Origin of the sequence: Delftia sp. WSY_7 (assembly GCF_043104845.1) — a bacterium.
Taxonomy (GTDB): domain Bacteria; phylum Pseudomonadota; class Gammaproteobacteria; order Burkholderiales; family Burkholderiaceae_C; genus Comamonas; species Comamonas tsuruhatensis.
The window spans coordinates 861664-885782 of record NZ_JBICLB010000034.1 but is presented as its reverse complement, the minus strand read 5'-3'; the positions used below and the strand labels follow the sequence as shown (position 1 = coordinate 885782).

Genomic DNA, 24119 nt, shown 5'->3' with positions numbered 1-24119 from the left:
CTCAGTCCACTTTCAGGCCGATGGCTTTCACCAGTTCGCCAAAGCGCTCGCGCTCGGTAGCGTGGTGGTCGATGAAGGCCTTGCGGCTCAGGGGCGCGGGCGTGGCGCCCAGGGTGAGGATGACGTCGTTGACGTTCTTTTGCTCCAGCGCCTTGGCCACGGCAGTGCGAACGGCCTCGATCACCGATTCGGGCGTGCCCGTGGGCGCGTAGATGCCGAACAGCGTGTCCGCATCAAAGCCCGGCAGGCCGCTTTCGGCCAGCGTGGGCACGTTGGGGTACTGCGGCGAGCGGTGCGGGCTGCCGATGGCCAGCAGGCGCAGCTTGCCGGCCTCGACCTGCTTGAGGCCCGGACCCGGGTCGAACCAGAACTGCAGCTGCCCGCTGAGCACGTCGCTGAGCGCCGGGCCCGCGCCCTTGTAGGGGGCGTGCACGGCATCGACGCCGGCCATGCGCTTGAACATCTCGCCGGCCAGGTGCGGCGAGCTGCCCTGGCCCGGCGAGCCGTAGGACAGCTTGCCGGGGTTGGCCTTCAGGTGCTTGATGAACTCGGCCACGTTGGTGGCGGGCACGGCGGGATTGGTCTCCAGGAACACATGCACGCGCGCCACGGCAGCCACGGGCGTCAAATCCTTTTCGGGATTGAAGGCCAGCTTGCTGTAGATCATCGGATTGATGGTGATGGCCCCGCCCGAGCTGAGCAGCAGCGTGTAGCCATCCTTGGGCGCGCGCACGGTTTCGCTGATGCCGATGTTGCCGCCCGCGCCGGGCTTGTTGTCCACCACCACCGACTGGCCCAGCACCTGGGACATGGTGGGCGTGATGGCGCGCGCCAGCACATCGGCCGCACCGCCGGGCGCGAAGTTCACGACCAGGCGCACGGGACGCTCGGGCCATTTGTCGCCGGCCTTCTGCGCCAGCGCAGGGACCGAGGCCGTCGCGCCCAGCAGGGCCAGCAGGCCCAGGCGGCGCCAGCGGCTGAAGGGATTTGTCTTGTGCATGAGCTATGTCTCCTTGGGTTATGAGTTCTTGAAAACGGTGAGGGCGCCTGAAGCAGCAGCGGCGCTACGGTCAATCCAGCCGAATGCCCGCCGACTCGATGACCTGGCCCCAGCGCCGGCTTTCGCTGCGCCAGTAGTCACGCATCTGCGCAGGCGTGCCGGGCAGCGGCTCCAGCGACAGCGCCTCGAAACGCGCCAGCACGGCAGGCGAGCGCAGCGCCTGCTGCAGCGCCACGGACCAGGCCTGTACGGTGGCGTCGTCCGTGCCTGCGGGTGCGACCAGGCCCTGCCATGCATGGGCCTCGAAATCCTTCACGCCCTGCTCGGCCAGCGTGGGCACGCCCGGGTGGCTCTTGAGCCGCTCGGCGCTGGCCACGCCGATGACGCGCAGCTTGCCGGCCGCAATGTGCTGGGCCGCCGCCGCGCTGTCGGCCAGCATGAAGGGGATCTGGCCGCCGATCACATCGATCAGGGCCGGCCCCGCGCCACGATAGGGCACATGGGACATCTTCACGCCCAGGCGCTGGGCCAGCAGTTCGGTGGCCAGGTGGTGCGGCGTGCCCAGGCCCGGGCTGCCATAGCTGACGGGGCCGGGCTGGGCCTTCACCCACTGCGTGAACTCCTGCAGGTTGTGCACCGGCAACGGGTTGCCGACCACGAGGAACAGCGGAAAGCGCGCCAGCAGGCCGATGGGCACGAAGTCCTTCTCGGCGTTGTAGGCCAGCTTGCGAAACAGGTGGGGGTTGGCCGCCAGCGTGGCGAAGTCGGCCGTGAAGACCAGGCTGCCCAGCTCGCGCGTGCGCGCCGCGTATTCGGCGGCGATGTTGGTGCCTGCACCGGGCTTGTTCATGACGACCACGGTGCGGCCCAGGGCCTTGCCAAAGGACTCGCCCACGCCGCGCGCCACGGCGTCCGAGCCGCCGCCTGCGGCAAAGCCCACCACCCATTCGATGGGCTTGCCGGTCTGGGCGTGTGCCGTGCCCATGCCCAGCAGGGGCGGCGCGCCTATGGCCAGTGCGGCCTTGAGTGCTTGTCTGCGCAGCATCTTGTCTCCTTCTTGTAGTGGTTCGTTTTGCCTTGAGCGTTCAGCGCGGCGCGACGGCGCCCGCGTTCTCGGACAGGCTGACCAGTGCATGCAGCGTGCGCGTCACGGGCACGGCAATGCCCAGCCGGTCGGCCACCTGCAGCACGGCGCCATGGATGGCGCCCGTCTCGGTGGCACGGCCGGCCAGCAGGTCCTGCAGCATCGAGGGCTGGTGGCCCCGGTGATGGTCCAGCGCATCGCGCACGGCCGCGCCCACGCGCTCGGCGCTGGCGGCGACGCCATGGGCATGGGCGACGGACAGCACCTCGTCCAGCACGCGCTGCAGCAGGGCCTCGCCCTGCGGATTGGCCAGTCCGTCCACGGTCTGGCGCGTCACGGCGCACACGCCGTTGAAGGCGGCATTGAAGGCCAGCTTCTCCCAGATGGCCTCCTGCACCTGCGGGTCGATGCTGCAATGCATGCCTGCGCGGTTGAGGTCTTCCGCCAGCATGTCGAAGACCGCGCTGCGCTGGCCGTCGCAAGGCATGAAGCGGATACCGCCCTGCCCCATGGAACTGACCTCGCCCGGCGACACCACGCGCGCAGGCCAGGTGGTCACGCCCACGGCGATGCGCTCGGCCGGCACCCGCTCGCGCAGCACGTCGGCATGGCCTATGCCGTTTTGCAGGCTCAGGAAATGCGTGTCCGGCCCGATGAGATGGGCAATGCCCTGCAGCGCGGCCCGCGTATGGGCCGACTTGGTGAAGACCAGCCACATCGCGGGCCCTGCCGTGAGCTGCTCGGCCCGCGCGGCATGCACGCGGGCCTGCAGCAGCCCCTCATCGGTGTGGCAGCGCGCGCCATCGCGGTTCAGGGCCTGCAGCAGTTCGTCGTTCACATCGACCAGGGTCACGTCCAGGCCGATGCGGGCCAGCCGCGCACCGAACAGGGTGCCCATGGCGCCTGCGCCGAGGATGCCTATGCTTCTTGTGTTTTCCATGGCTTTGTCTCCTGTCCCGGGGCCTGCGCTCAGGCGACCTCGACCTCGACCACGATGGGCTTGGGATGGGCCAGCGCGCGGGCCAGCACATCGGCCAGCTCGGCCGCGTTCTCCACATGCACGCCGTCGCAGCCCTGGCCACGGGCCAGCGCCACAAAGTCGATGTCGGGCAGTTCCGTGCCCTCGACCTTCTCGCCCTCGCGGTAGCCGAAGACATGGGCGAAGTCCTGCAGCGCCGCATAGCGGCGGTTCTTGAGGATCACGAAGCTGATGGGCAGGCGCAGCTGGGCTGCACTCCAGAGGGCCTGGATGGCGTACATGGCCGAGCCGTCGCCGATGACGGCGACCACCTTGGCCTCGGGCTTTGCCAGCGCCACGCCCACGGCGGCCGGCATGCTGTGGCCCAGGCCGCCGCTGCACATGGTGTAGAAGGTGCCCGAGTGGAAGATGGGCAGGTAGGTCTGGATGGTGGAGCGCGAGCTGGGCGCCTCTTCCACGACGATGCTGCGCCGGTCACGCACCTGGGCCAGGGTGTGCATGGCAAAGGCCACCGACATGCGCTCGCCTGCGGCGGGCGCGGCCGGCACGGGCGCTGCGGGCCGGGGTGCGGGCGCCTGGCGCGGTGCGGGTGCAGGGCGCTGCAGCAGCTCCTCCACGCCCATGCGCACATTGCCCACGGCGGCCGTGCCCACGGGGGCCCAGGCGGCAATGGCCGGGTCCTCGATCAACTGGTAGAGCGCCGTGCCTTCGGGGATGTGCGGGCCCTCGCCTTCCACGTGGTAGGTGAAGGCGGCCGCGCCCACGGCGAAGACCACGTCATGGCCGGACAGCAGCTGCACGATGCGCTCGCGCATGGCGGGCAGGAAGCCGGCGAACAGCGGATGGTCCTCGGGGAAGCTGCAGCGCCCGCTCATGGGGGCCACGAAGACGCGGGCCTGGTGGCGCTCGGCCAGCGCGACCACGGCATCCCAGCCCTGGGCCCGGTCCACGGCCGCGCCCACGACCAGGGCTGGGGCACGCGCGGCGTCCAGCGCCTGGCCGATGAGGTCCAGCGTGCGCGGATCGGGCCGCGTCTCGAAGCCCACATGGCGCAGCGTGACGGGCTCGGCCGGCTTGTCCCAGTCATCGGCGGGAATGGAGACCAGCACGGGGCCGCGCGGCTCCTGCATGGCGATGTAGTAGGCGCGCGCCAGCGCCTGGGGCACGTCTTCGGCGCGCGCGGGCTCGCAGCTCCACTTCACATAGGGCTTGGGCAGCTCGGCGGCCTGGCTGGAGTGCAGGAAGGGGTCGAACTGCAGCAGCGAGCGCGCCTGCTGGCCCGCCGTGATCACCAGGGGCGTGCGGTTCTTGAAGGCCGTGAAGATGTTGGCCATGGCATGACCCACGCCCGCGGCCGAATGCAGGTTCACGAAGCTGGCATTGCGCGTGGCCTGGGCATGGCCGTCGGCCATGCCCACGACGACGGTTTCCTGCAGGCCCAGCACATAGGAGAAGTCTTCGGGGTAGTCGCGGAACAGCGGCAGCTCGGTCGAGCCCGGGTTGCCGAAGATACGCGTCATGCCCAGCTCGCGCAGCATGGCGATCACGGCATGGCGCACGGTGTAGGTCGCGGTGGAGGTCGCGGTGGAAGAAGATGCCTCGGCGGGCTGGCTGCGCGGTGTGGTGGGTGCTTGCAAGATGGGGTCTCCTGGGAAATGGGCCGGCCGCCCGGTGCGTGCCGCGCGGTGGCCATGGAAGTCGGTGCCCATGGTGCAGGCGCTTATGATTTCCAGCAATTGAATAAACTATCTAAGAGATATTCACCAAATGGATATCAAGAACCTGGACCTCAACCTGCTGCGCGTCTTTGACGCCGTGTACCGCCACTGCAGCGTCAGCCGCGCGGCCGAGGAGCTGGGCATGTCCCAGCCCGCCGCCAGCCAGGCCGTAACGCGGCTGCGCCTGCTGCTGGGCAATCCGCTGTTCGAGCGCGCGCACGCAGGCGTGCGCCCCACGCCGCGTGCCGAGCGCCTGGCGCTGGCCGTGCGCCAGGCGCTGGAGGTGCTCGAAGTCGCCATGTCCGAGGCCCAGAGCTTCGAGCCACTGCAGGCGCGCCAGCGCTTTCGCATCCACCTGAGCGACATCGGCGAGGCGCGCTTTCTGCCGCCGCTGATGCAGGCGCTGCACCAGCGCGCCCCGCATGTGCAGCTGGAGACCCTGCCCATGCCGCTGGACGGCATTGCCGATGCGCTGGACCGGGGCACGCTGGACATCGCCATCGGCTTTCTGCCGGGTGGCACGCGGACCCGGCAGACCGTGCTGCTGTCCGACCACTACGGCGTGCTGCTGCGCAGCGGCCACCCCGCGCTGGCGCACCTGCCCGAAGACGCGCCACTGGCTCTGGCCACGCTGCGCCAGCTGGATTTCGCGGCGGTGCGCTCGCATTCGGAGACGCTGCGCATCCTGCAGGCGCTGCGGCTCGATGAGCGCATCCGCCTGTCGGCCGCACATTTCATGGCCGTGCCCTCCATCGTGGGCAAGACCGACCTGGCGGTGATCATGCCGGCCGAGATTGCGGCCGGCTTTGTCGAGCGCGGCGGCTATGCGGTGCGCGACGCCGACCTGCCCGATCACCGCTTCGACGTGTCGCTGCACTGGAGCTGGCGCTTCGAGCAGGAACCGGCCAAGCGCTGGCTGCGCGAACTGGTCTGCGAGCTGTTCCAGCAGCCCCGGCACCGCGAGGCCGCCGCGCACTGAAGGGCCGGCCGTCACGGCCATGACTTGCGGGCCTGCCGACTCAGTTTCGTCTAAGAAACCGGCGCCAGACTGGTACCTGCGCCGACAAGGGCACGCGGCCGGCCGCGCCGAAGATGGGCACCGGCCTGTTTCATCCACTCTCCAGGAAAGACTCACCATGCAACTCAAGGACAAGGTCGCCTTCATCACCGGCTCGGCCAGCGGCATCGGCAAGGAGATCGCCACGCTGTTCGCCAGCGAGGGCGCGCGCATCGTCATTGCCGACCTCAACAAGGAGGCAGCCGACGCCACGGCGGCCGAGCTGCGCGCCACGGGAGCGCAGGCCATGGGCGTGGCCGTGGACGTGACCGACGAGGCCCAGGTCAACGCCTCGGTCGAGGAGGCCGCCCGGGCCTTCGGCGGCATCGACATCCTGGTCAGCAATGCCGGGATACAGATCGTGCATCCGGTGGAGGAATTCAGCTTTGCCGACTGGAAGAAGATGCTGGCCATCCACCTGGACGGCGCCTTCCTCACCACGCGCGCCTGCCTCAAGCACATGTATGCGCAGGGCCGCGGCGGCAGCGTGATCTACATGGGATCGGTGCACTCCAAGGAGGCCTCGCTGCTCAAGGCGCCCTATGTCACGGCCAAGCACGGCCTGATCGGGCTGGCCAAGACCGTGGCCAAGGAAGGCGCCAAGCACGGCGTGCGCGCCAATGTGATCTGCCCGGGCTTCGTGCGCACGCCGCTGGTGGACAAGCAGATTCCCGAGCAGGCCCGCACGCTGGGCATCAGCGAGGACGAGGTCATCAGGAACGTGATGCTCAAGGAAACCGTGGACGGCGAGTTCACCACCACCGAGGACGTGGCCCGCGTGGCCCTGCTGTTCGCGGGCTTCCCCAGCAATGCGCTGACCGGCCAGTCGCTGGTGGTCAGCCACGGCTGGTTCATGCAGTAAGTCGCCAATCGGCCACTCAATCGGCCTTCAGGCCCAGCGCACGCGTCACGGCGGCATAGCGGTCGATGTCGGCCGCGATCAGCGCCTGGAATTGGCCCGGTGTCTGCCGCGCCAGGGTGTAGCCCTGGTCGCGCAAGCCAGCGCTGACGGCGGGATCGGCCAGCGCCTGCTCCAGCGTGTCATGCAATGCCTGCACCGTGGCCCGGGGCGTGGCGGCAGGTGCCAGCAGGCCATGCCACTGCTCCACCGCAAAGCCCGGCAGGCCGCGCTCGGCCACCGTGGGAACGCCGGCCAGCTGCGGCAGTCGCTGCGGCGCCGTGACGGCCAGGGCGCGCACGCGGCCTGCAGCGATCATGGCCGCAGCACTGCTGGCCGTGACCATGCCCGCCGCCACCTGGCCTGCCGCCACGGCCGTGATGGCCGGGCCGCAGCCCTTGTAGGGCACATGCTGGACAAATCGCTTCGCGTCGCGGGCCAGCATCTCGCCGGCCAGGTGCTGGGGCGTGCCGTTGCCGCAGGAGGCGAACAGCAGCGGCCGTTCCTGGCGCGCCTGGGCCAGCGCATCCTCCAGCGTCTGCAGCGCGCTGTCCGCAGGCACGACCAGCACCGAGGCGATGGAGCCGGCGTTGAACACCGCCGTGAAGTCCTTGCGCGGGTCGAAGTCCAGGCGTTCGTAGACACCGGGGTTGATGGCGAACGAGCTGTTGGCCATCAGCAAGGTGCTGCCGTCCGCTGCGGCCTGGGCCACGGCATGGGCGCCGATGTTGCCGCTGGCGCCGGGACGGTTCTCCACCACCACGGTCTGGCCCAGGCGCTGCTGCAGCTGCTCGCCCAGGCGCCGCGCCAGCAGGTCCGTGCCGCCGCCCGGCGGAAACGTCACGACGATGGTGATGGGCCGCTCCAGGCGCGTGCCGGCCTTGCCCGGCGCCGCCAGCCACAGCCCCGATGCGCCCGCCAGCAGCGCGCAGGCCGCCAGCGTCCAGAGTCTCCGTCGCTTCAAGGTACACCCTTCAAAAAACATGGCAACTGCTCCACTGGGCTAGGTGCAAAAAACCGGCGCAGCCCAACTCAGGGACACCGAGCAAGGGCCTAAGCCGGCCGCGCCGCCCCGCAGCCAGGGTGTCGCCGGTTGCCCGGACGCCCCCCTCCCGCGCAGCGAGAGAGGGCGCCGTGCACACGGGGGAAGCCGCGCAGCGGCTCAGGGGGTGCCTCATTTCAGGTGTCAAGGCCGATGTCGAGAACCCGGGCGCTGTGCGTGATCCAGCCCACGGCGATCTGGTCCACGCCGGTCTCGGCCACGGCGCGCGCCGTCTCGGGCGTGATGCGGCCCGATGCTTCGGTCACCGCGCGCCCGCGCGCCATGGAGACGGCCGTGCGCAGCGTGTCCAGGTCCATGTTGTCCAGCAGCACCACTTCCACGCCCAGGGACAGCGCTACCTCCAGCTGCTCCAGCGTGTCCACCTCCAGCTGGATCTGCACCATGTGGCCCACGCCCGCGCGCGCCCGGGCCAGGGCTTCGGCCACGCCGCCGGCCAGCGCGATGTGGTTGTCCTTGATCAGCACGGCATCGTCCAGGCCGAAGCGGTGATTGCTGCCGCCCCCCACGCGCACCGCGTACTTCTGCAGCGCGCGCAGGCCCGGCATGGTCTTGCGCGTGCAGGTCACGCGTGCGCCCGTGTCGGCGATGGCCCGCGCGATCGATGCCGTGGCCGTGGCCACGCCGCTCAGGTGGCACAGGTAGTTGAGCGCCACGCGCTCGGCGGTGAGGATGGCGCGCGCGCTGCCGTGGATGCGCGCGATCTCCTGGCCGGGCGCCAGTTCGCTACCATCGCGCAGCACCGGCTCGAAACGCGACTGCGCATCCAGCGCACGGAACGCCAGCCGCGCCATGTCCAGCCCGGCCAGCACGCCCTCCTGGCGCGCCACCAGGCGCAGTTCGGCCTGTGCGTCGGCAGGGACGATGGCATCCGTGGTCAGGTCGCCCGCGCGGCCCAGGTCCTCCAGCAGGGCCGAGCGCACCAGCGGCTCCAGCATCAGGTCGGGCAGCGGCGGCACAGGCAGGCGGGCACTGAGGGCATTGGCAATATTAATGCTCATTTTGAGTATATGTAGGTCAAAAAAATGTGGCGCGCGGCCTTGCGGGCTTGAGCGAGGAACTTATGCTAGATACGAGCATAAGTGCTGTCAAGCCATTGTCACAATCGGGCAAGTGCCGTGCGGCTCAGGGAGAACCGTCGATGCCCTTGGCCAGGGGCAGCTTGCTGCCGGAGATGGCGCGCTCCAGCAGCACATCGCTGCGAAAGCGGAACAGCTTGGCCGGCCGGCCCGCCGAGCCCACCGTGAGCTGGCCGGTCTCCTCGACCAGATCCTGCTGCTCGATCAGGCGGCGGAAGTTCTGCTTGTGCAGCCCGCGCCCGGCCAGGGCCTCCACCGTCTGCTGCAGCTGCAGCAGCGTGAACTCGGGTGGCATCAGCTCGAACACCACGGGCCGGTACTTGATCTTGGCGCGCAGCCGCGCCATGCCCGTGGCCAGGATGCGGCGGTGGTCGTGGTGCATGGCCTCGCCGGGCAGCATGGCGGCCGCGCCATGGACGCGGTGGGCCGCCTCCTGCACCAGTCCGGCCTCGTACAGCAGTTCGTAGCGCTGCAGCACCATGTCCTCGTTCCAGGGCCCGCCGTCCAGGCCGAAGGCGATGTCCGCGCGCTGGCGCCGCAGCGCACGCTGGGCGCCGCGCGCCTCGGCCATCCAGGCATGCAGGCGCGGAGCGATGTGGGAGCGCAGCAGGGCCGGCTCGCCGCCGCGCCAGTCTTCCCAGGGAAAGTAGCGGTACCAGTCCTGCCAGACGGCTTGCCCCGCGCTGCGGTCCGCGGATTCGCGCGTCAGCCCCAGGTAGCTGACCGAGATCACGCGCGCCCCGCTGGCATCGGTGCGATCGCCATCGGCAAAGGTGTAGAGCTGCTCCATGTAGCCCAGCGGGTGATGGGTCTGCTCCTCCACCCAGGCGCGCAGGCCGGCCTGCAGCGAACGGTGCCCCACCTCGAACGGCCCCGCCGGCAGCAACTGCCCGTCCGCCGTGGTCAGCACGCGCGGTGTGCCCTGGGTCACCGCCGCCAGCACGGCGACGAGTTCGGCATGGATGGGAGAGGCTGCGGGACTGGTGGGGTGGGGCACGAAGGTGAGGGAGGTCGGTTGGCGGGATGGGTGATTATGGTGGGTTGAAGGGGCGGGGTTGCCCGCGTTCAGGCATGGCGGTCCAAGCTTCCGATGTACTGGTCCACCATGGCCTTGGCCTGTCCCAGGCTGCAGCCATGCTCACTCTGGCAGGCCCTGATGGCCGCCATCTTCTGCAGGGGATCGGCGGCAAGGGTGCGCCAGTCGATCTTTGCGGGCTCTGGCACCAGGCCGGGCTGCGTGCTGCCCTCGTCCGATGAACACACTTCCCAGCGCGCCACGACGGGAAAGGAAAGGTCCACGGCGGGCAGCCGGTCCAGTTCGGCCGCCAGTTCATCTTGTGAAATCAATGAAGCCACCTGGCGAACACGCGCCCGGGGCCCGTCGCGCCAAGGCCTGATCTCCAAGGGACGCCGGCAGAAATCCTGCAGATAGCCTCCCAACTCCTGCGTCATGAAGCGCGTGGTCTGTGCGACATCGGCCCGCAACAATTGCAAAGCCTCCGGCTCCGAGAATTCATCCAGCTGATCGCTCAGGTCCGCAAAGGCCTGCAGAAATCCCGCGCAGACAAAGTCATCGAAGCAGGCGTGCGAAAGGCTGCTGGCCTCGTCATCGTGCAACACCAGCGCCACGCCCACGCCATGCGTGTCCAGCGGCGTCAGGCACCAGGCATCGCCGGCGCCCGACTGGGCGAATGGCAGAAAGCTCCGGCCGTTCTGTGCGCCAGGATGAAGCCAGCCCTCGATGACTTCCCGGCTGGCTTCGGCGTCTATCCATTCGAAGTCCTGCCAACTCATGAACAAGGGCGGGTCCTGCAGGCAGCGCTGGCGCCAGGTATCAGCCCAATCCGGGCCATAGTGGGTCTTTCCCGATGCCAGAAATTCCTTCAACAGTGGCGGCAAGGCAATGCCGGTCTGGGTGGAGAGCGTTTCGTAGTCGATCATCGGGTTCATCCCACATCCATATGCAGCCTATGCTCGCCGCAACGCACGCACCGGAAAAGGCAGCCTGAAATCATGCCGTCCGTGGACATGCGCTCCAGCATCCACTGGGCATCCTTTTTGTAGATGCCTTCGATGTCGGGCAGGACTTCAGCAAGGAAAGGCTCTACGGCCTGCCTGTCGGCGTGACCCAGGAAGACACAGGGCTCGTTGCAGTGCGTGAGCCACACGGGCTGCTGCCAGGCCCTGTAGCCGGGCGTGCGCAGCGCGATCTCCAGTAGCAGTTCCCTGGCGATGGCGGGCTCCGGGTCTGCCGGATCAGGCGACACGCCTTCGATATCGGTGTATCCCACAAGTTCGCCGTCGTATGTCTCGCAAGCCTGCCCGCTGGCAATGCACCAGGGACACAGGTAATCGGGGCTTTGCTGGCTGTAGAACGGGCCTTCGTACTTGAGGCTGCGGTTTTGTCCGCAGCAGGAACACACACCCTCTTCCTGCTCGAAGACGGCTTCGTAGGCACCGGGATGGAATCTGAAATGCGGGCGGTCCATTTCAAGGTCTCTCTTTCCCCAATGGAAAGGCGCCATTGTCCATGGACGTTCGGTGCGTGGGACCGAATCGATCCAGACATGAAAAAACCGCGCAAAAGCGCGGTTTCCTGAGGTGGGCGAGAACTGCTTTTCAGCAGTTCTGCCGCGGCATCCGTTGCCTCAGACGTTGAACAGGAAGTTCATCACGTCGCCATCCTTGACGACATATTCCTTGCCTTCGGCGCGCATCTTGCCCGCGTCCTTGGCGCCTTGCTCGCCCTTGAAGGCGATGAAGTCGTCGAAGGCGATGGTCTGGGCGCGGATGAAGCCGCGCTCGAAGTCGCCGTGGATGACGCCTGCGGCCTGGGGGGCGGTGTCGCCGACCTTGATGGTCCAGGCGCGCACTTCCTTGACGCCGGCCGTGAAGTAGGTCTGCAGGCCCAGCAGGCCGAAGCCGGCGCGGATCAGGCGGTTCAGGCCCGGTTCTTCCAGGCCCAGTTCCTGCAGGAACATGTCGCGGTCCTCGTCGCTCATCTCGGCCATTTCAGCCTCGATCTTGGCGCAGATGGCCACGACGGGAGCGCCCTGCGCCTCGGCATAGGCCTTGAGGCTGTCGAGCAGCGGGTTGTTCTCGAAGCCGTCTTCGCTGACGTTGCCCACGAACATGGCGGGCTTGGCGGTGATCAGGCAGAACTGCTTGAGCAGGGGCGCGTCTTCCTTGGAGACGGGCACCGTGCGTGCGGGCTTGCCCTGGTCCAGCGCAGCCTGGATGGGGGTCAGCAGCGCCACCAGCTTGGCCGCTTCCTTGTCGTTGCCCGACTTGGCGGCCTTGCTGTAGCGGTTCAGCGCCTTCTCGACGGTGGCCAGGTCGGCCAGGCACAGCTCGGTCTGGATGACCTCGATGTCGGCGATGGGGTCCACCTTGTTGGCCACGTGGATGACGTTCGGGTCTTCGAAGCAGCGCACCACGTTGACGATGGCGTCGGTTTCGCGGATGTGGGCCAGGAACTGGTTGCCCAGGCCTTCACCCTTGGAGGCGCCGGCCACCAGGCCGGCGATGTCCACGAATTCGACGATGGCCGGGACGATGCGCTCGGGCGTGATGATGTCGGCCAGCTTCTGCAGGCGCGGATCGGGCACTTCCACCACGCCGGTGTTCGGCTCGATGGTGCAGAAGGGATAGTTCTCGGCGGCGATGCCGGCCTTCGTCAGCGCGTTGAAGAGAGTGGACTTGCCCACATTGGGCAGGCCCACGATGCCGCATTTGAGGCTCATGGCAGGGCTTTCTACAGGGATTCTGGGGACAAACCCCGTATTTTAGTCAACCGGGCATTTCCTGTCGTTTCAGGCGAACTGCCAGTCGCCGGCCACGGACTGGCCAACAGCCAGTTCAGCCCCGTCGTGCAGGCCTTCCAGCACGGCATTCATGCCGAAGGTGATGGCACCATCGACACGGTCGTCCTGGCGGTAGGCACGGATGGCATCACCCACGGCGGTGCCCTGCACGGCCGTGACGGGGTCGATGTCGGGAATGGGGCAGCGTGTGCAGGGCTTGGCCATGCGCAGCCGCAGGCCCCGGGCATCGAGCACGTCGAACCCGTCGACCCGGTCCTCGTCGTGGGCCTCAAGGCCCTCGATCACGATGTTCGGTCGGAAGCGGCGGGCATCGACGGCGGGCTGGCCGGCGGCCTGCAGGCGCTGGTTGAGCTCATCCACGGCCGCCTGGCTCAGCACCAGCAGCGGGTAGCCGTCCGCAAAGTGCACGGGCGCGGCCTCGCCGCCTGTCCAGCGCTCGCTGGTGCGGCGCGGCGCGGCCGGGTCGAAACGCACCAAGGCGCAATCCGCGCCCAGGGCCTGGGTCAGCCAGCGCGCTGCCTCCGGCCCCATGTCCCAGGCCTGGACCCCATCCGACCAGACGCGCGCCTGGCGCACCGGGCCCGTGGCCTGCAGCGGGATGCGCAGGGGCGGGAGCTGGGGGAAATGCAGGACCAGGTGGCCGGCCTCCAGCTCGGGGCGTATCCAGGCCATGCGCGGATGGTCGCGCTGGGTCAGGAATTCGCCGTTGACATCGACCACCATCCAATGGCGGTCCCAGGCCAGGCCCGTGGCGCCGACGCCGCTGCTTTGCAGCGCGATGCCCGCGCAGGATTTGACGGGATATACCCACAACTGGGCAATGCGGCCCTGCACGTCTCTTTCTTGGTCAAACATCGGATAGCTCTTTTTGGGGAAATCTGGAGTGTGTATGCCATCCATGGCGCGAATGGCGCCATGCGATGGGCGGCAATATGCCAGATGGCGACGCAGGCTGCGGCACATCACGCCAATGCCGGAGTTTGCGCCAGTTGGAATCCCCGGCATGGCCCGGACTCCTACAATGCCGGCCATGGCGCAAACCTTTGATGTATGTATACGCGGGGCCGGCATCGCAGGCCGGACCCTGGCTCTCCTGCTGGCCCGGGAACGGCTGCGCGTGGCCCTGGTGGTGGCCGCTCCCACCGGCAACGCGCCCGATGTGCGCGCCTACGCGCTCAATGCCAGCGCACGCGGCCTGCTGGACAGCCTGCGCTGCTGGCCGGACGACGAGCACGCCACGCCCGTGACGCAGATGGAAGTCTTTGGCGACCTGGACGGCCACGTGCTGTTCGACGCTGCCCGCCAGGACGTCGACGCCCTGACCTGGATCGTCGATGTGCCCGCGCTGGAGCAGCGCCTGGCCGAGGCCGTGCGCTACCAGCCCATGGTCGAGGTGGTGCACCAGCCCGTGGCCGCGCCGCTGACGGCCATCTGCGAAGGCCGTGCCAGCCGCACGCGCAGCGAGTTCGGCGTGGACTTCGCCGTCACGCCCTATGCACAGCACGCCATCGCCACCCGGCTGCACTGCGAGCTGCCGCACGGCCAGGTGGCGCGCCAGTGGTTCACGCCCGAAGGCATCCTGGCCCTGCTTCCGCTGGAAGGCCCCCAAGGCCACAGCGTGGCCGTGGTCTGGTCCATCGCCCGCGAGCTGGCCGATGGCTGGCTGGCCGCCGACACGCAGGATTTCACGGCGCGGCTGGAAGCCATCAGCCAGGGCGCGCTGGGGCGGCTGGAGCTGAGCGCACCGCGCATGGCCTGGCCGCTGCAGCAGGCCGTGGCCGACCACTGGTGCGGCTCCATGCCCGACGGCGATGCACGTTCGGCCCGCAGCTGGGTGCTGGTGGGCGACGCGGCCCACAACGTGCACCCGCTGGCAGGCCAGGGCCTGAACCTGGGCCTGGGCGATGTGCAGGCCCTGGCCCGCGTGCTGCAGGAGCGCGGCTACTGGCGCAGCACGGGCGATCTGCGCCTGTTGCGCCGCTACGAACGCGAGCGCAAGGCCGCGCTGGCGCCCATGGGCCTGGCCATGGACGGGCTGCAGCAGCTGTTCAGCCGACCGGAGGTGCCGGTGCAGATGCTACGCAACTGGGGCATGAAGGGCTTCGAGCGCTTCGGCCCGCTCAAGGACTGGATGGCGCGCCAGGCCATGGGCCTGGACCCGCGCAGCGGCGCCTGAGCCCGGCATGCAGGAATGCTTGCCGTTGAACCCTTTGCCGATTTGCGACTCGTACCCGTGCTCCGTGGCGCCCTGCGCTGCGCACTCCCCCCTCAACCACGGCGCGGCCGGCCTGAACGCGGCCCCGCCCACCTCCGCATTGCCATGAAACTCTTCGCCTGCCTGCTGACGGCTGCCAGCCTGACCTGGAGCCTCGGTGTTCACGCCCAGGACGCCAACCTGCGCAAGACGCTGACCGAGCGCATTCCCCAGCTGGAAAAGATCGACGAAATCCGCCCCACGCCCATGTCCGGCCTGTTCGAGGTGCGCATCGGCACGGATCTGTTCTACACGGACGCCAAGGGCAACTACCTGATCCAGGGCGAGCTGATCGACACCAAGGCACGCCGCAACCTCACCGAAGACCGCATGAACCAGCTGACGGCGGTGGACTTCAAGCAGTTGCCGCTCAAGGACGCCGTGACCATCGTCCACGGCAAGGGCGAACGCAAGATGGCCGTGTTCGAGGACCCCAACTGCGGCTACTGCAAGCGCTTCGAACGCGACCTGCAGAACGTGGACAACGTCACCATCTACCTGTTCCTGTACCCCATCCTGAGCCCCGATTCGGCCGAGAAATCGCGCAACATCTGGTGCGCCAAGGACCAGGCCGGTGCATGGGCCGACCACATGCTGCGCGACAAGGTACCGGCCGCTGCCCAATGCGACACCTCGGCCGTGCAGCGCAACCTGGCCTTCGGCCGCAAGTACAAGATCACGGGAACGCCCACCGTCATCTTCACCAACAACACCCGAGTGCCTGGCGCCATCAGCGCCCAGGAAGTCGAGAAGAACCTGGCCGCAGCCGCGCGCTGATCGCCACCTCGCGGGCCTGATGCCGGGCCCGCCCCTCTGATTCCCCTTGGCCGGAGCTTCCCGGCTCCAGCCCGCCGCAGCGGGCCCGGGCAGCCTCCAGGCCACACCTGCAGGAGCCCGAATGACCTCTCCCCTCGCCGCCACCGCCGCTGCCACTGCCGCAGCGGACATCCACTACCGCGTGCAGGCCCTTGATGTGGATGCGCACCTGTTCAGCGTGCAGCTGCACATCGCCCGCCCGGCCGCCGGCCAGACCCTGTCGCTGCCGGTCTGGATTCCCGGCAGCTATCTGGTGCGGGAGTTCTCCAAGAACCTCCAGGACCTGTCTGCCGAGCAGGACGGCCGTCCCGTCGCGCTGGCCCAGCAGGGCAAGAACCTCTGGCAGGCCGACTGCGCAGCCGGCGTGCCGCTGGTGCTCAGCTACCAGTTCTGCGCCTACGACAGCTCGGTGCGCACGGCCTGGCTGGACCGCCGCCGCGGCTTCTTCAACGGCACCAGCCTGTGCCTGCGCGTGCACGGCCAGGAAGACACGCCGCATACGCTGCAGCTGCTTGCATCGGACGCCACGGCATCGTGGCAGGTCGCCACCGGCCTGGACGCCGTGGACGCCGATGCGCGCGGCTGGGGCCTGTACCGCGCTGCCCACTACGACGAACTGGTGGACTGCCCCGTGGAGATGGGCAGCTTCTGGCGTGGCGACTTCGTGGCCGCGGGCGTGCCCCACAGCTTCGTCGTTGCGGGCGCCGCGCCCAGCTTCGACGGCGCGCGCCTGGTTGCCGATGCACGCAGGATCTGCGAGACCGTGCTGGCCTTCTGGCACGGTACGGGCGAGCAGGCCACGCCCGCGCCCATGCAGCGCTATGTGTTCATGCTCAACGTGGTCGATGACGGCTATGGGGGCCTGGAGCACCGCAACTCCACGGCCCTGATCTGCGGCCGGCGCGACCTGCCGCGCGTGGGCGAGCGCAAGGCCGCCGAGGGCTACACCACCTTGCTGGGCCTGATCAGCCACGAGTACTTCCACACCTGGAACGTCAAGCGCCTGCGCCCCGCAGAATTCGCACGCTACGACTACGGGCAGGAGAACTACACCGAGCTGCTGTGGTTCTTCGAAGGCTTCACCAGCTACTACGACGACCTGCTGCTGCGCCGCGCCGGCCTGATCGACAACGCCCAGTACCTCAAGCTGGTCACGCGCACCATCAACCAGGTGCTGCAGACACCGGGCCGCCGCCTGCAGTCCGTGGCCCAGGCCAGCTATGACGCCTGGGTCAAGTACTACCGCCAGGACGAGAACACGCCCAACCAGACCGTCAGCTACTACACCAAGGGCTGCCTGGTCGCGCTGGCCCTGGACCTGCAACTGCGCCGCGAAGGCCGCAGCACGCTGGACGACGTGATGCGCGCGCTGTGGCAGCGCTGCCAGGGCGGCCCCATGCGCGAGGCCGATGTGCTGGCCGTGCTGCAGGAGCTGGGCGGGCGCAGCTTCGCCCCCGAGATCACGCAATGGGTGCACGGCACCGACGACCTGCCGCTGACCGAGCTGCTGGCCGCCCAGGGCGTGCAGGCCAAGGCCGAACCGGCGCAGACTGCCCAGCGGCTGGGCCTGCGCGTACAGGAAAGCCAGGGCATCACCGTCAAGACCGTGCTGCGCGGCAGCCTGGCCGAGCGCGCAGGCTTCATGGCCGGCGACGAATGGCTGGCCATCGAGCTGCCCACCGGGGCCGAGGATGCACAGCCCGCACGCTGGCGCATCACCCGCCTGGACGATGTGGCGCTGTACGCAGGCACGGCGCTGGAGGTCGTGGCCTGGGTGGCCCGCGACCGCCAGATCATGGCCTTCACCCTGCCCTGGGGCTCGGCCCTGCTGAGCGAGGCCGCCATGGTCGAGAAAACGGACAACGGCGATGCAAAAGCTGCCATCTCCAGCGCTCCACAGCTCCCGTCTCCCAGCAACCTCGCCCTGGAAATCACCGACGAAGAGGCCGTGGGACGCTGGCTGGGCGGCCGCGCCGACAGCCCGCAGGCTCCCGGCACGCCGTGAAACGCGGTGCAGGCGCGCACATGCACACACGCGCACCCGCGCCCCTGGCCGGTTATTCTTGAGCATCACGACGACAACCCCAGCAGGAGACTCCCTTGGCCTACGAAATGATTGAAGTTCGCGTCGAAGCCGACAAGGTCGGCATCATCACGCTCAACCGCCCCAAGCAGCTCAACGCGCTCAACGACCAGCTCATGAACGAGCTGGGCCAGGCCCTGCAGGCCTTCGATGCCGACGAGGCCATCGGCTGCATGATCATCACCGGCAGCGAGAAAGCCTTTGCGGCCGGCGCCGATATCGGCGCCATGGCCAAGTACAGCTTTGCCGACGCCTACAAGGGCGACTACATCACGCGCAACTGGGAGACCATCCGCAGCATCCGCAAGCCCGTGATCGCCGCCGTCAGCGGCTTTGCCCTCGGCGGCGGCTGCGAGCTGGCCATGATGTGCGACTTCATCATCGCCGCCGACAATGCGAAGTTCGGCCAGCCGGAAATCAAGCTGGGCGTCATCCCCGGCGCCGGCGGCACGCAGCGCCTGCCACGTGCCGTGGGCAAGTCCAAGGCCATGGACATGGCCCTCACGGCCCGCATGATGGACGCCACCGAGGCCGAGCGCGCCGGTCTGGTCAGCCGCGTCGTGCCCTTCGACAAGCTCATGGACGAAGCCCTGGGCGCCGCCATCATCATCAGCGGCTTCTCGCAGATCGCCGTCATGGCGGCCAAGGAATCGGTGAACCGCGCCTTCGAGGGCTCGCTGGCCGACGGCGTCATGTTCGAGCGCCGCCTGTTCCACGCGCTGTTCGCCACGCAGGACCAGAAGGAAGGCATGGACGCCTTCGTCAACAAGCGCCCCGCAAGCTTCAAACATCTCTGAACCTGCTGAAAGACACGCTAGAATGCGCGTCTTCCGGCAAGGCACTGCAGGCCTCTCGCAAAGAAATTTCGAGAAAATTGCACAACTTCCCGGATCGACCAAAAATTCTGCATATAATTTAGGTCTTACGGCGCTTTAGCTCAGTCGGTTAGAGCGATGGAATCATAATCCACAGGTCCGCGGTTCGAGTCCGTGAAGCGCCACCAAACAAAGAAAAGGGTCTACGTGCAAGCGTAGACCCTTTTTTATTGCCCGACGAACAGAGCGCGGGCACGCCGGGAGCGCACCCTGCTCGGCGCCCTCCCCCGGCTGCTAGCGGCGGCTCTTCAGCTCAATCCAGTGGTTGTCCAGCGCCATTCCAGGCACTGCCACCGTGCGCAACACCTGGCCGCGTTGGCGCAGCTGGGCCTGGCGCGCACCGCCCATCCACAGCGCGGGCTCGGCAGGCAGGGGCCGGCCCTTGGCATCGAGCGAGACACTTGCGTTGGCCACGCAGTACACGCCTGGCATGGCATCGCCACGCAGCCAGCGTCCGCTGGCCTGGCCGTTGCCGGGCACCTGCCACCAGGTGACGGTGTTCACGCGCGGGCAACTGACGGCGAAGAGCTGGCCGTCGCAACCGATGTCGCCGCCATAGCCGGCCAGGGGCTCGTGCCCTTCGGGCAGGGGCACGGCATGCAAACGGTGGCCATCGAACAGGGCCAGCACGGGCGCGGCGGCGCGCGCTTCGGTGTCACGGTGCTCGGCCTGCAGCGCAATGCCCAGCCAGCGGCGCGCGGGCGCGTGGGCGACCTGCGGGCCCCAGGCCAGGTGGCGCAGGCTCAGGCGGTTGTCGTCCAGCTTCCACAGGCCGGCACGGGCGCCGCCTTCTGCCGGCAACAGCCGCGCGATGGACGAGTCCATGTGGTCCAGCTGCAGCTTGCGCCGGCCGGTCTCGGACTGCGTGGGAATGCCGCCGTTGGCGACCATGAGCGTGCCGTCGGCGTCCAGCAGCAGCTGGTGCGGGTCCATGCCGCCCGTGCGCCATTCGGCGATCTTCTCCAAGGTGATGGCATCGCGCACGCCGATCAGGCCCTGGGCATCTTCCAGGTCGGTCTCGGTGGTGTAGAGATGGCGGCCATCGGCACTTTCAACCACGTGGCCGTTGAAGAAGCGGTCGGGCTCTATCCACTGCCACTGCGCATCCTCGGCGGCCTGTCCGGGCTTCAGGCGCACCAGCCAGTCACCGGGGCGGCGGCTGGCAAAGACCACGGAGCCGTCGCGCAGCGCGGCCATGCCATGGGCGCGCGTGGGCACATCCAGGGCCTGCAGCACCTGCAGCGGCCTGTCCACCTGCGCACTGGCCTGCACGATGCCGACACGCATCTGCTCGCCCTGCATCCAGGCCGCAGCCAGCGACCGTGCCGGTCCAGACGGCCTGGCCGCATGGGAGGTTGCCAGCGGCATGGCAGCCAGCAGCCCCATGCCCTGCAGCCAGCGGCGGCGATTCAGCGCCTGCTCAATCCCCGTCGGCATCCGAGAACCCGATGTTGACTTCCAGCGCAGGCGCCACCTCGCCTTCCATGAGGCGCTTGAGGCGCGACAGCGGCTTGGTCGCGGCATCGACGGCCTTGGCACTCGGCTCGGTCAGGGCACGCATGCCGGCATCGGCCTCGTTGACGGCCTTGAGCCAGCGGTCGGCCAGCGGGTTGAGGCCACGGCCGCGCAGGTAGGACTCGATGGGCACGATGTCCACGCCGGGCCGGGGCACCTTGCGGTCCACGCTCACGGCCAGCGTGCGCAGGCCCTGCCAGTGCGCGCGCCAGACCTCAACGGTGCTGCCGCTGGCCAGGTGCTCCCAGGCGGGGGGCTTGCTGCCTGCACTGCCCGCACTGCGCAAGGGCTTTTCCATGTCCGCCCAGCGCAGGCGCTCCAGGCCGCCCACCCACTGGTTGATGAACTCGGCCATGGCTTCGGTGGTGGCATCGCCGTCCTCGGACCAGTCCTGGGCGGCAAGCTTGGCAAAGCCATTGCGGAGGATGCCCATCTCGGCGCCGATTTCCTCGGCCACCAGGGTGGCATAGGCGCAGGCCGGCGTCTGCGGCTCCACGGGCTGGGTCCACAGCAGGTTCTCGAGCGCCGGGTATCCCTTGGCGGGTGCGCCGATGCGCTCCATGGCAGCCAGATCGGCGGGGGCCGACTGTATGGCCTTCTTGAGCAGGGCCGGGCGCATGGGGCGGAAGTCCACCAGGCGTGCCGAGCGGCGCTCCACCAGCGGCCCCAGGGCCACGGCCGAGAGGCTGCTCCACTGCCGCGACGATTGCACATAGGCCTGGCGCGCCGTCTGCAGCGTGGCAGCGGCCGATCCCGCAGGTGCCGCAGGTGCTGCGCAGTGCGCGCGCAGCGCCTGGTTCAGTGCCTGGGCGGATGCCTGCGCGGCCTTGACCTGGGGCGAGAACCATTGGCCATACAGCCCCTGCACGGCATGGGCCGTGTTGTAGAAGGGGATGGCCATGTTGGCCTCCACTTCCTGGGCCTGGGCCGGGGTGGTGGCCAGCAGCGCCAGCGCGGCGGCACAAAGGATTTGGCGAGGGGTCATGCGCATGTCTTGCATCAGAGGGACTCCACAAATTTGACCAGGGCTTCACGGTCTTCGGCGCTGAACTGGCGCACCTGTTCGCGCGCGGCTTCGGCCTCGCCGCCGTGCCAGAGGATGGCTTCCAGCACGCCGCGCGCACGGCCGTCGTGCAGCAGGCGCTGGTGGTTGTTGACATCGGGAAGCAGGCCTATGCCCCACAGCGGCGGCGTGCGCCACTGGCGGCCTGAGGCCTTGAAGTCGGGCCGGCCGTCGGCCAGCGCATCGCCCATGTCGTGCAGCAGCAGATCGGTGTAGGGCGCAATGGTCTGGCCCGACAGCGCCTGGCTGCTGAGCGCCGGCGACAGCGCGGGGAACAGCGCGCCGCCGGTCTTGTACGAAGGCCGGTGGCACTGCGCACATTGGGCTTGGTGAAACAGTGCCTCGCCACGGCGCACGGCCGAGTCGCTGGCGTTGCGCCGTGCAGGCGGCGCCAGCGTGGCCTGGTAGAAGATCACGTCGTCCAGCACGCGGTCCTCGATCTCCACGCCTTCGGCGCCGTTGCCGTTGGGCGCGGCCAGGCAGTCCTTTTGCTCGGGCGTGCAGGTCTGGTGCGGGAAACGCTTCGATGTGATGCCGATATCGCCCAGGAAGGCCGAAGCCGTCTGGTGGGCAATGGAGGCCACGTTGGCCTTCCAGCCGAAGCGGCCCAGCATCATGCGTTCGCCGTAGGCATCCCAGACATAGTTGGGCTGGCCCTTGATGGGACCGCCCAGGGCCGCCTGGGCGGCAGCGTTGGCCAGGATCTCGGACTCCGGGATGTGCTCCAGCAGGCCCAGGCCGATGACCTGGGGCGCAATGCGCGGGCTGGTCATCAGGTTGGCAGCGAGGGGGCCGTAGTTGAGCGCAGCCAGCTCGTAGACCGGCTTTTCCAGCGTGTAGGCCGTGCCGTCGGCAAAGCGGCCATGCACCTGTTCATAGCGGATGCGCAGCTGGCCCTCGCCCTTGACGCCCAGCACGCCCTCGGTGTTGAACTGGTCGCCATAGACCGGGTCCGGCACCGGGCTGCCGTGCGGGCCTTCGCCCGGAATGGACAGCCGCATGAGCAGGCCCGCGAACGGCTGGGGCTTGAGCGGGTTGTGGAAGTCGGGCGGCTGGGCGCGGCCGTCCTGCACATGGCAGCCGCCGCAGGAGCGCGCCAGGAAGTGCGGGCCCAGGCCATCGCGCGCCGTGGTGGAGGCCGGCGCCTGCACCCAGTTGCGCTTGAAGAAGGAGTTGCCGATGACGAAGCGCGTGCGCTCGGCATCGTCCAGGTTGGCGGCAGGCAGCGAGAAGGCGTTGCGGCCCGTGGCGTGGACCGTGGTCTGGCCACCCGGGGGCAGCGGCTCGCCCGGTGCCGCGAACAGCAGTTGCGCCGCAGGCGTGGACGCGGGCATCGGCTCTGGCGGCGCGGCAGCCTTGGACTCCTGCTGTTGCGCCGAGCAACCCAGCAGACTCAGGCAGGCTGCGGCCAGCAGGAATGGGGAAAATTTCATGGTGAGGGCGACCCTGCAAATGCCATGGCCGCCGAACCCTTTCGGGGGCGGCGGCCTTGGCGCATGGGCGTGAGAGGGGTTGGACGCTTGGGGTGAATGTTCTTTTAGTTGGCCTTGGGGTCCACCAGGTTGAGCTGGGTGATGCCGACGGCATTGGCCGCCTCCACCAGGTCCTTGCTCTGCTGGACCAGGCTGTCGATGGTGGCCTGGATCTTGGCGCGCGAGGCCGAGTCGCGCGCGCCCTGGATGGCCTGGTCGAACGGCGCGGGAATGGCCTGGGCCGCCTGCACCGACTGCGTGATCTGGCGCGTGGTCCTGTCGGCCAGCGCGCTGTCCTTGGAGGCCACCCAGTCCCTGATGCCCGGGCCTTGCAGCTCGCTGCCGTCCAGGCGCTTGTAGCTGCCCTGCCAGACGTTGAGGATGCCCTGGGCATTGGTCACGGCATCGCGGTGCGTGTTGTCCGAGAAGCAGGAGTGCTCGTCTTCCTGGTCGCGGCTGGCCAGCGCCACTTCCAGGCGCTCGCCGGCCAGCTCGCCGCGCGACAGCGAACCCAGGCCCACGAAGATGCGGCGCAGCGCGTCGTCGGGCTTTTTCTCGAACTGGGCGCGGAAATTCTTGGGCGAGCCGGGCTTCCACTGGTCGGCCACCGACTGCAGATCCTCGATCAGCAACTCGGTCACCACCTTCAGGTACTCACGGCGGCGGTCGGCATTGGACTTCTTGCCATCGACGAAGTCGGTGTAGGGACGCGCGCCCGGTCCCTTGTCATTCAGGTCCTGGCCCCAGAGCATGAACTCGATGGCGTGCCAGCCGGTGGAAACGTTCTCCTCGCCGTCATGCTCGTTGAGCTCGGCCAGGCGCTTCTTGGTGATGGCTTCCTTGCGGTTGTTGATGATGCCGGCATTGGGGTTGCCTTCCACATAGTCCACATAGGACTCGTCCATGGGCCAGGCGTTGATCTGGCCTTCGGGTCCTTCATCGTTGTCGATAGGACCGGCGTAGAAGCGGAAGGCCTCGGTCTGGCCGTAGTACTCGCGTGCATCCAGCCAGGCCTTGCGCGCATTGTTCAAGCCCTGTTCGCTGGGTGATGCGAGAAAGGCCCCGATGGCTTTCTGCATGGTCTTGGCCGAGCTGATGGAATCCGAGTAATTGGCGTGCACCAGGGTGCCGTAATGCTTGACCACCTCTGCAACGGAGAGGTTCTTCTTCACGGGCTGTTGAACGGTGCCGGCGGCTGCGGCCTGGCTCATCGGGGCGGCCGCGCCCAAAGCGAGGGCGGCTGCAATCAGGATGGGATGCATGGCAGAAAGGATCGGAGGTTGGAGAACTCGGAATGCCAAACTGTAATGAGAATTGTTTTTATTGGCAAAACCTGCGAGAT

21 protein-coding genes and 1 tRNA gene are annotated in these 24119 nt (G+C 68.3%); 7 read left to right on the top strand and 15 right to left on the bottom strand.

Going from position 1 to position 24119, the window contains the following annotated elements; translation table 11 throughout:
* Window position 1: 1 nt before the first annotated feature.
* From ACF8ME_RS18780 to mdlC, 4 genes are all read right to left on the bottom strand, one after another.
* A complete protein-coding gene (locus ACF8ME_RS18780) occupies window positions 2-1000 on the bottom strand; it encodes a tripartite tricarboxylate transporter substrate binding protein (protein WP_126312465.1) in 999 nt (332 codons plus the stop codon).
* A 70-nt stretch (window positions 1001-1070) separates the two neighbouring features.
* The gene (locus ACF8ME_RS18775; RefSeq protein WP_392417768.1) at window positions 1071-2045 is read right to left on the bottom strand and encodes a Bug family tripartite tricarboxylate transporter substrate binding protein; all 975 of its coding nucleotides are present in this window, start codon (window positions 2043-2045) and stop codon (window positions 1071-1073) included.
* Window positions 2046-2085: 40 nt separating this feature from the next.
* Window positions 2086-3024: a ketopantoate reductase family protein gene (locus ACF8ME_RS18770; protein ID WP_392417767.1), complete on the bottom strand. Its 939-nt coding sequence runs from the start codon at window positions 3022-3024 to the stop codon at window positions 2086-2088.
* A 29-nt stretch (window positions 3025-3053) separates the two neighbouring features.
* On the bottom strand, window positions 3054-4700 hold the full coding sequence (mdlC, locus tag ACF8ME_RS18765; protein WP_392417766.1) for a benzoylformate decarboxylase: 1647 nt from the start codon (window positions 4698-4700) through the stop codon (window positions 3054-3056).
* 130 nt (window positions 4701-4830) lie between these two features.
* On the opposite strand from mdlC, the gene ACF8ME_RS18760 reads away from it, so the two are divergent.
* Together ACF8ME_RS18760 and ACF8ME_RS18755 are read left to right on the top strand one after the other, a co-directional pair.
* A complete protein-coding gene (locus ACF8ME_RS18760) occupies window positions 4831-5760 on the top strand; it encodes a LysR family transcriptional regulator (protein ID WP_016447962.1) in 930 nt (309 codons plus the stop codon).
* 157 nt (window positions 5761-5917) lie between these two features.
* Window positions 5918-6700 (top strand): 3-hydroxybutyrate dehydrogenase, encoded by a 783-nt coding sequence (locus ACF8ME_RS18755; protein ID WP_392417763.1) that lies wholly within the window; start codon window positions 5918-5920, stop codon window positions 6698-6700.
* Between the two features lie 16 nt (window positions 6701-6716).
* Here ACF8ME_RS18755 and ACF8ME_RS18750 read toward each other — a convergent pair whose 3' ends face one another.
* From ACF8ME_RS18750 to ACF8ME_RS18720, 7 genes are all read right to left on the bottom strand, one after another.
* Complete coding sequence (locus ACF8ME_RS18750) at window positions 6717-7721, bottom strand: tripartite tricarboxylate transporter substrate-binding protein (protein WP_392417762.1); 1005 nt, start codon at window positions 7719-7721, stop codon at window positions 6717-6719.
* A gap of 194 nt (window positions 7722-7915) precedes the next feature.
* On the bottom strand, window positions 7916-8797 hold the full coding sequence (gene nadC, locus ACF8ME_RS18745) for a carboxylating nicotinate-nucleotide diphosphorylase (RefSeq protein WP_016447964.1): 882 nt from the start codon (window positions 8795-8797) through the stop codon (window positions 7916-7918).
* Between the two features lie 124 nt (window positions 8798-8921).
* On the bottom strand, window positions 8922-9872 hold the full coding sequence (locus ACF8ME_RS18740) for a membrane protein (RefSeq protein ID WP_013804059.1): 951 nt from the start codon (window positions 9870-9872) through the stop codon (window positions 8922-8924).
* Between the two features lie 68 nt (window positions 9873-9940).
* Entirely contained in the window at window positions 9941-10816 is an 876-nt protein-coding gene (locus ACF8ME_RS18735) for an SMI1/KNR4 family protein (protein ID WP_392417928.1), read from the bottom strand.
* Between the two features lie 5 nt (window positions 10817-10821).
* Window positions 10822-11364, bottom strand: a complete 543-nt coding sequence (locus ACF8ME_RS18730) for a CbrC family protein (protein WP_392417760.1) — start codon at window positions 11362-11364, stop codon at window positions 10822-10824.
* Window positions 11365-11523: 159 nt separating this feature from the next.
* Window positions 11524-12618 (bottom strand): redox-regulated ATPase YchF, encoded by a 1095-nt coding sequence (ychF, locus tag ACF8ME_RS18725; RefSeq protein WP_016447967.1) that lies wholly within the window; start codon window positions 12616-12618, stop codon window positions 11524-11526.
* A 69-nt stretch (window positions 12619-12687) separates the two neighbouring features.
* Window positions 12688-13554, bottom strand: a complete 867-nt coding sequence (locus ACF8ME_RS18720) for an MOSC domain-containing protein (protein WP_193726171.1) — start codon at window positions 13552-13554, stop codon at window positions 12688-12690.
* A 175-nt stretch (window positions 13555-13729) separates the two neighbouring features.
* Here ACF8ME_RS18720 and ACF8ME_RS18715 point away from each other — a divergent pair, with 175 nt between their 5' ends.
* The 5 genes from ACF8ME_RS18715 to ACF8ME_RS18695 all read left to right on the top strand — a co-directional run bounded on the left by ACF8ME_RS18715 (window position 13730) and on the right by ACF8ME_RS18695 (window position 18855).
* A complete protein-coding gene (locus ACF8ME_RS18715) occupies window positions 13730-14875 on the top strand; it encodes an FAD-dependent monooxygenase (RefSeq protein ID WP_026062153.1) in 1146 nt (381 codons plus the stop codon).
* A 144-nt stretch (window positions 14876-15019) separates the two neighbouring features.
* A complete protein-coding gene (locus tag ACF8ME_RS18710) occupies window positions 15020-15730 on the top strand; it encodes a DsbC family protein (RefSeq protein WP_034364245.1) in 711 nt (236 codons plus the stop codon).
* A gap of 121 nt (window positions 15731-15851) precedes the next feature.
* Window positions 15852-17774: a M61 family metallopeptidase gene (locus tag ACF8ME_RS18705; protein ID WP_392417758.1), complete on the top strand. Its 1923-nt coding sequence runs from the start codon at window positions 15852-15854 to the stop codon at window positions 17772-17774.
* Window positions 17775-17869: 95 nt separating this feature from the next.
* Window positions 17870-18649 carry an enoyl-CoA hydratase gene (locus ACF8ME_RS18700; protein WP_392417757.1) on the top strand — a complete coding sequence of 260 codons (780 nt, stop codon included), beginning with the start codon at window positions 17870-17872 and terminating at the stop codon, window positions 18647-18649.
* 129 nt (window positions 18650-18778) lie between these two features.
* Window positions 18779-18855, top strand: a tRNA-Met gene (locus ACF8ME_RS18695).
* Window positions 18856-18961: 106 nt separating this feature from the next.
* Here the strand turns inward: ACF8ME_RS18695 and ACF8ME_RS18690 are convergent.
* From ACF8ME_RS18690 to ACF8ME_RS18675, 4 genes are all read right to left on the bottom strand, one after another.
* Entirely contained in the window at window positions 18962-20164 is a 1203-nt protein-coding gene (locus ACF8ME_RS18690) for a DUF1513 domain-containing protein (protein ID WP_392417756.1), read from the bottom strand.
* Complete coding sequence (locus tag ACF8ME_RS18685; protein WP_392417755.1) at window positions 20148-21242, bottom strand: imelysin family protein; 1095 nt, start codon at window positions 21240-21242, stop codon at window positions 20148-20150. The genes ACF8ME_RS18690 and ACF8ME_RS18685 overlap by 17 nt, the downstream gene beginning before the upstream one ends.
* Window positions 21242-22738, bottom strand: a complete 1497-nt coding sequence (locus tag ACF8ME_RS18680) for a di-heme oxidoredictase family protein (protein ID WP_392417754.1) — start codon at window positions 22736-22738, stop codon at window positions 21242-21244. The genes ACF8ME_RS18685 and ACF8ME_RS18680 overlap by 1 nt, the downstream gene beginning before the upstream one ends.
* Before the next feature lie 104 nt (window positions 22739-22842).
* Window positions 22843-24039, bottom strand: a complete 1197-nt coding sequence (locus ACF8ME_RS18675; RefSeq protein ID WP_312840199.1) for an imelysin family protein — start codon at window positions 24037-24039, stop codon at window positions 22843-22845.
* Window positions 24040-24119 lie beyond the last annotated feature (80 nt).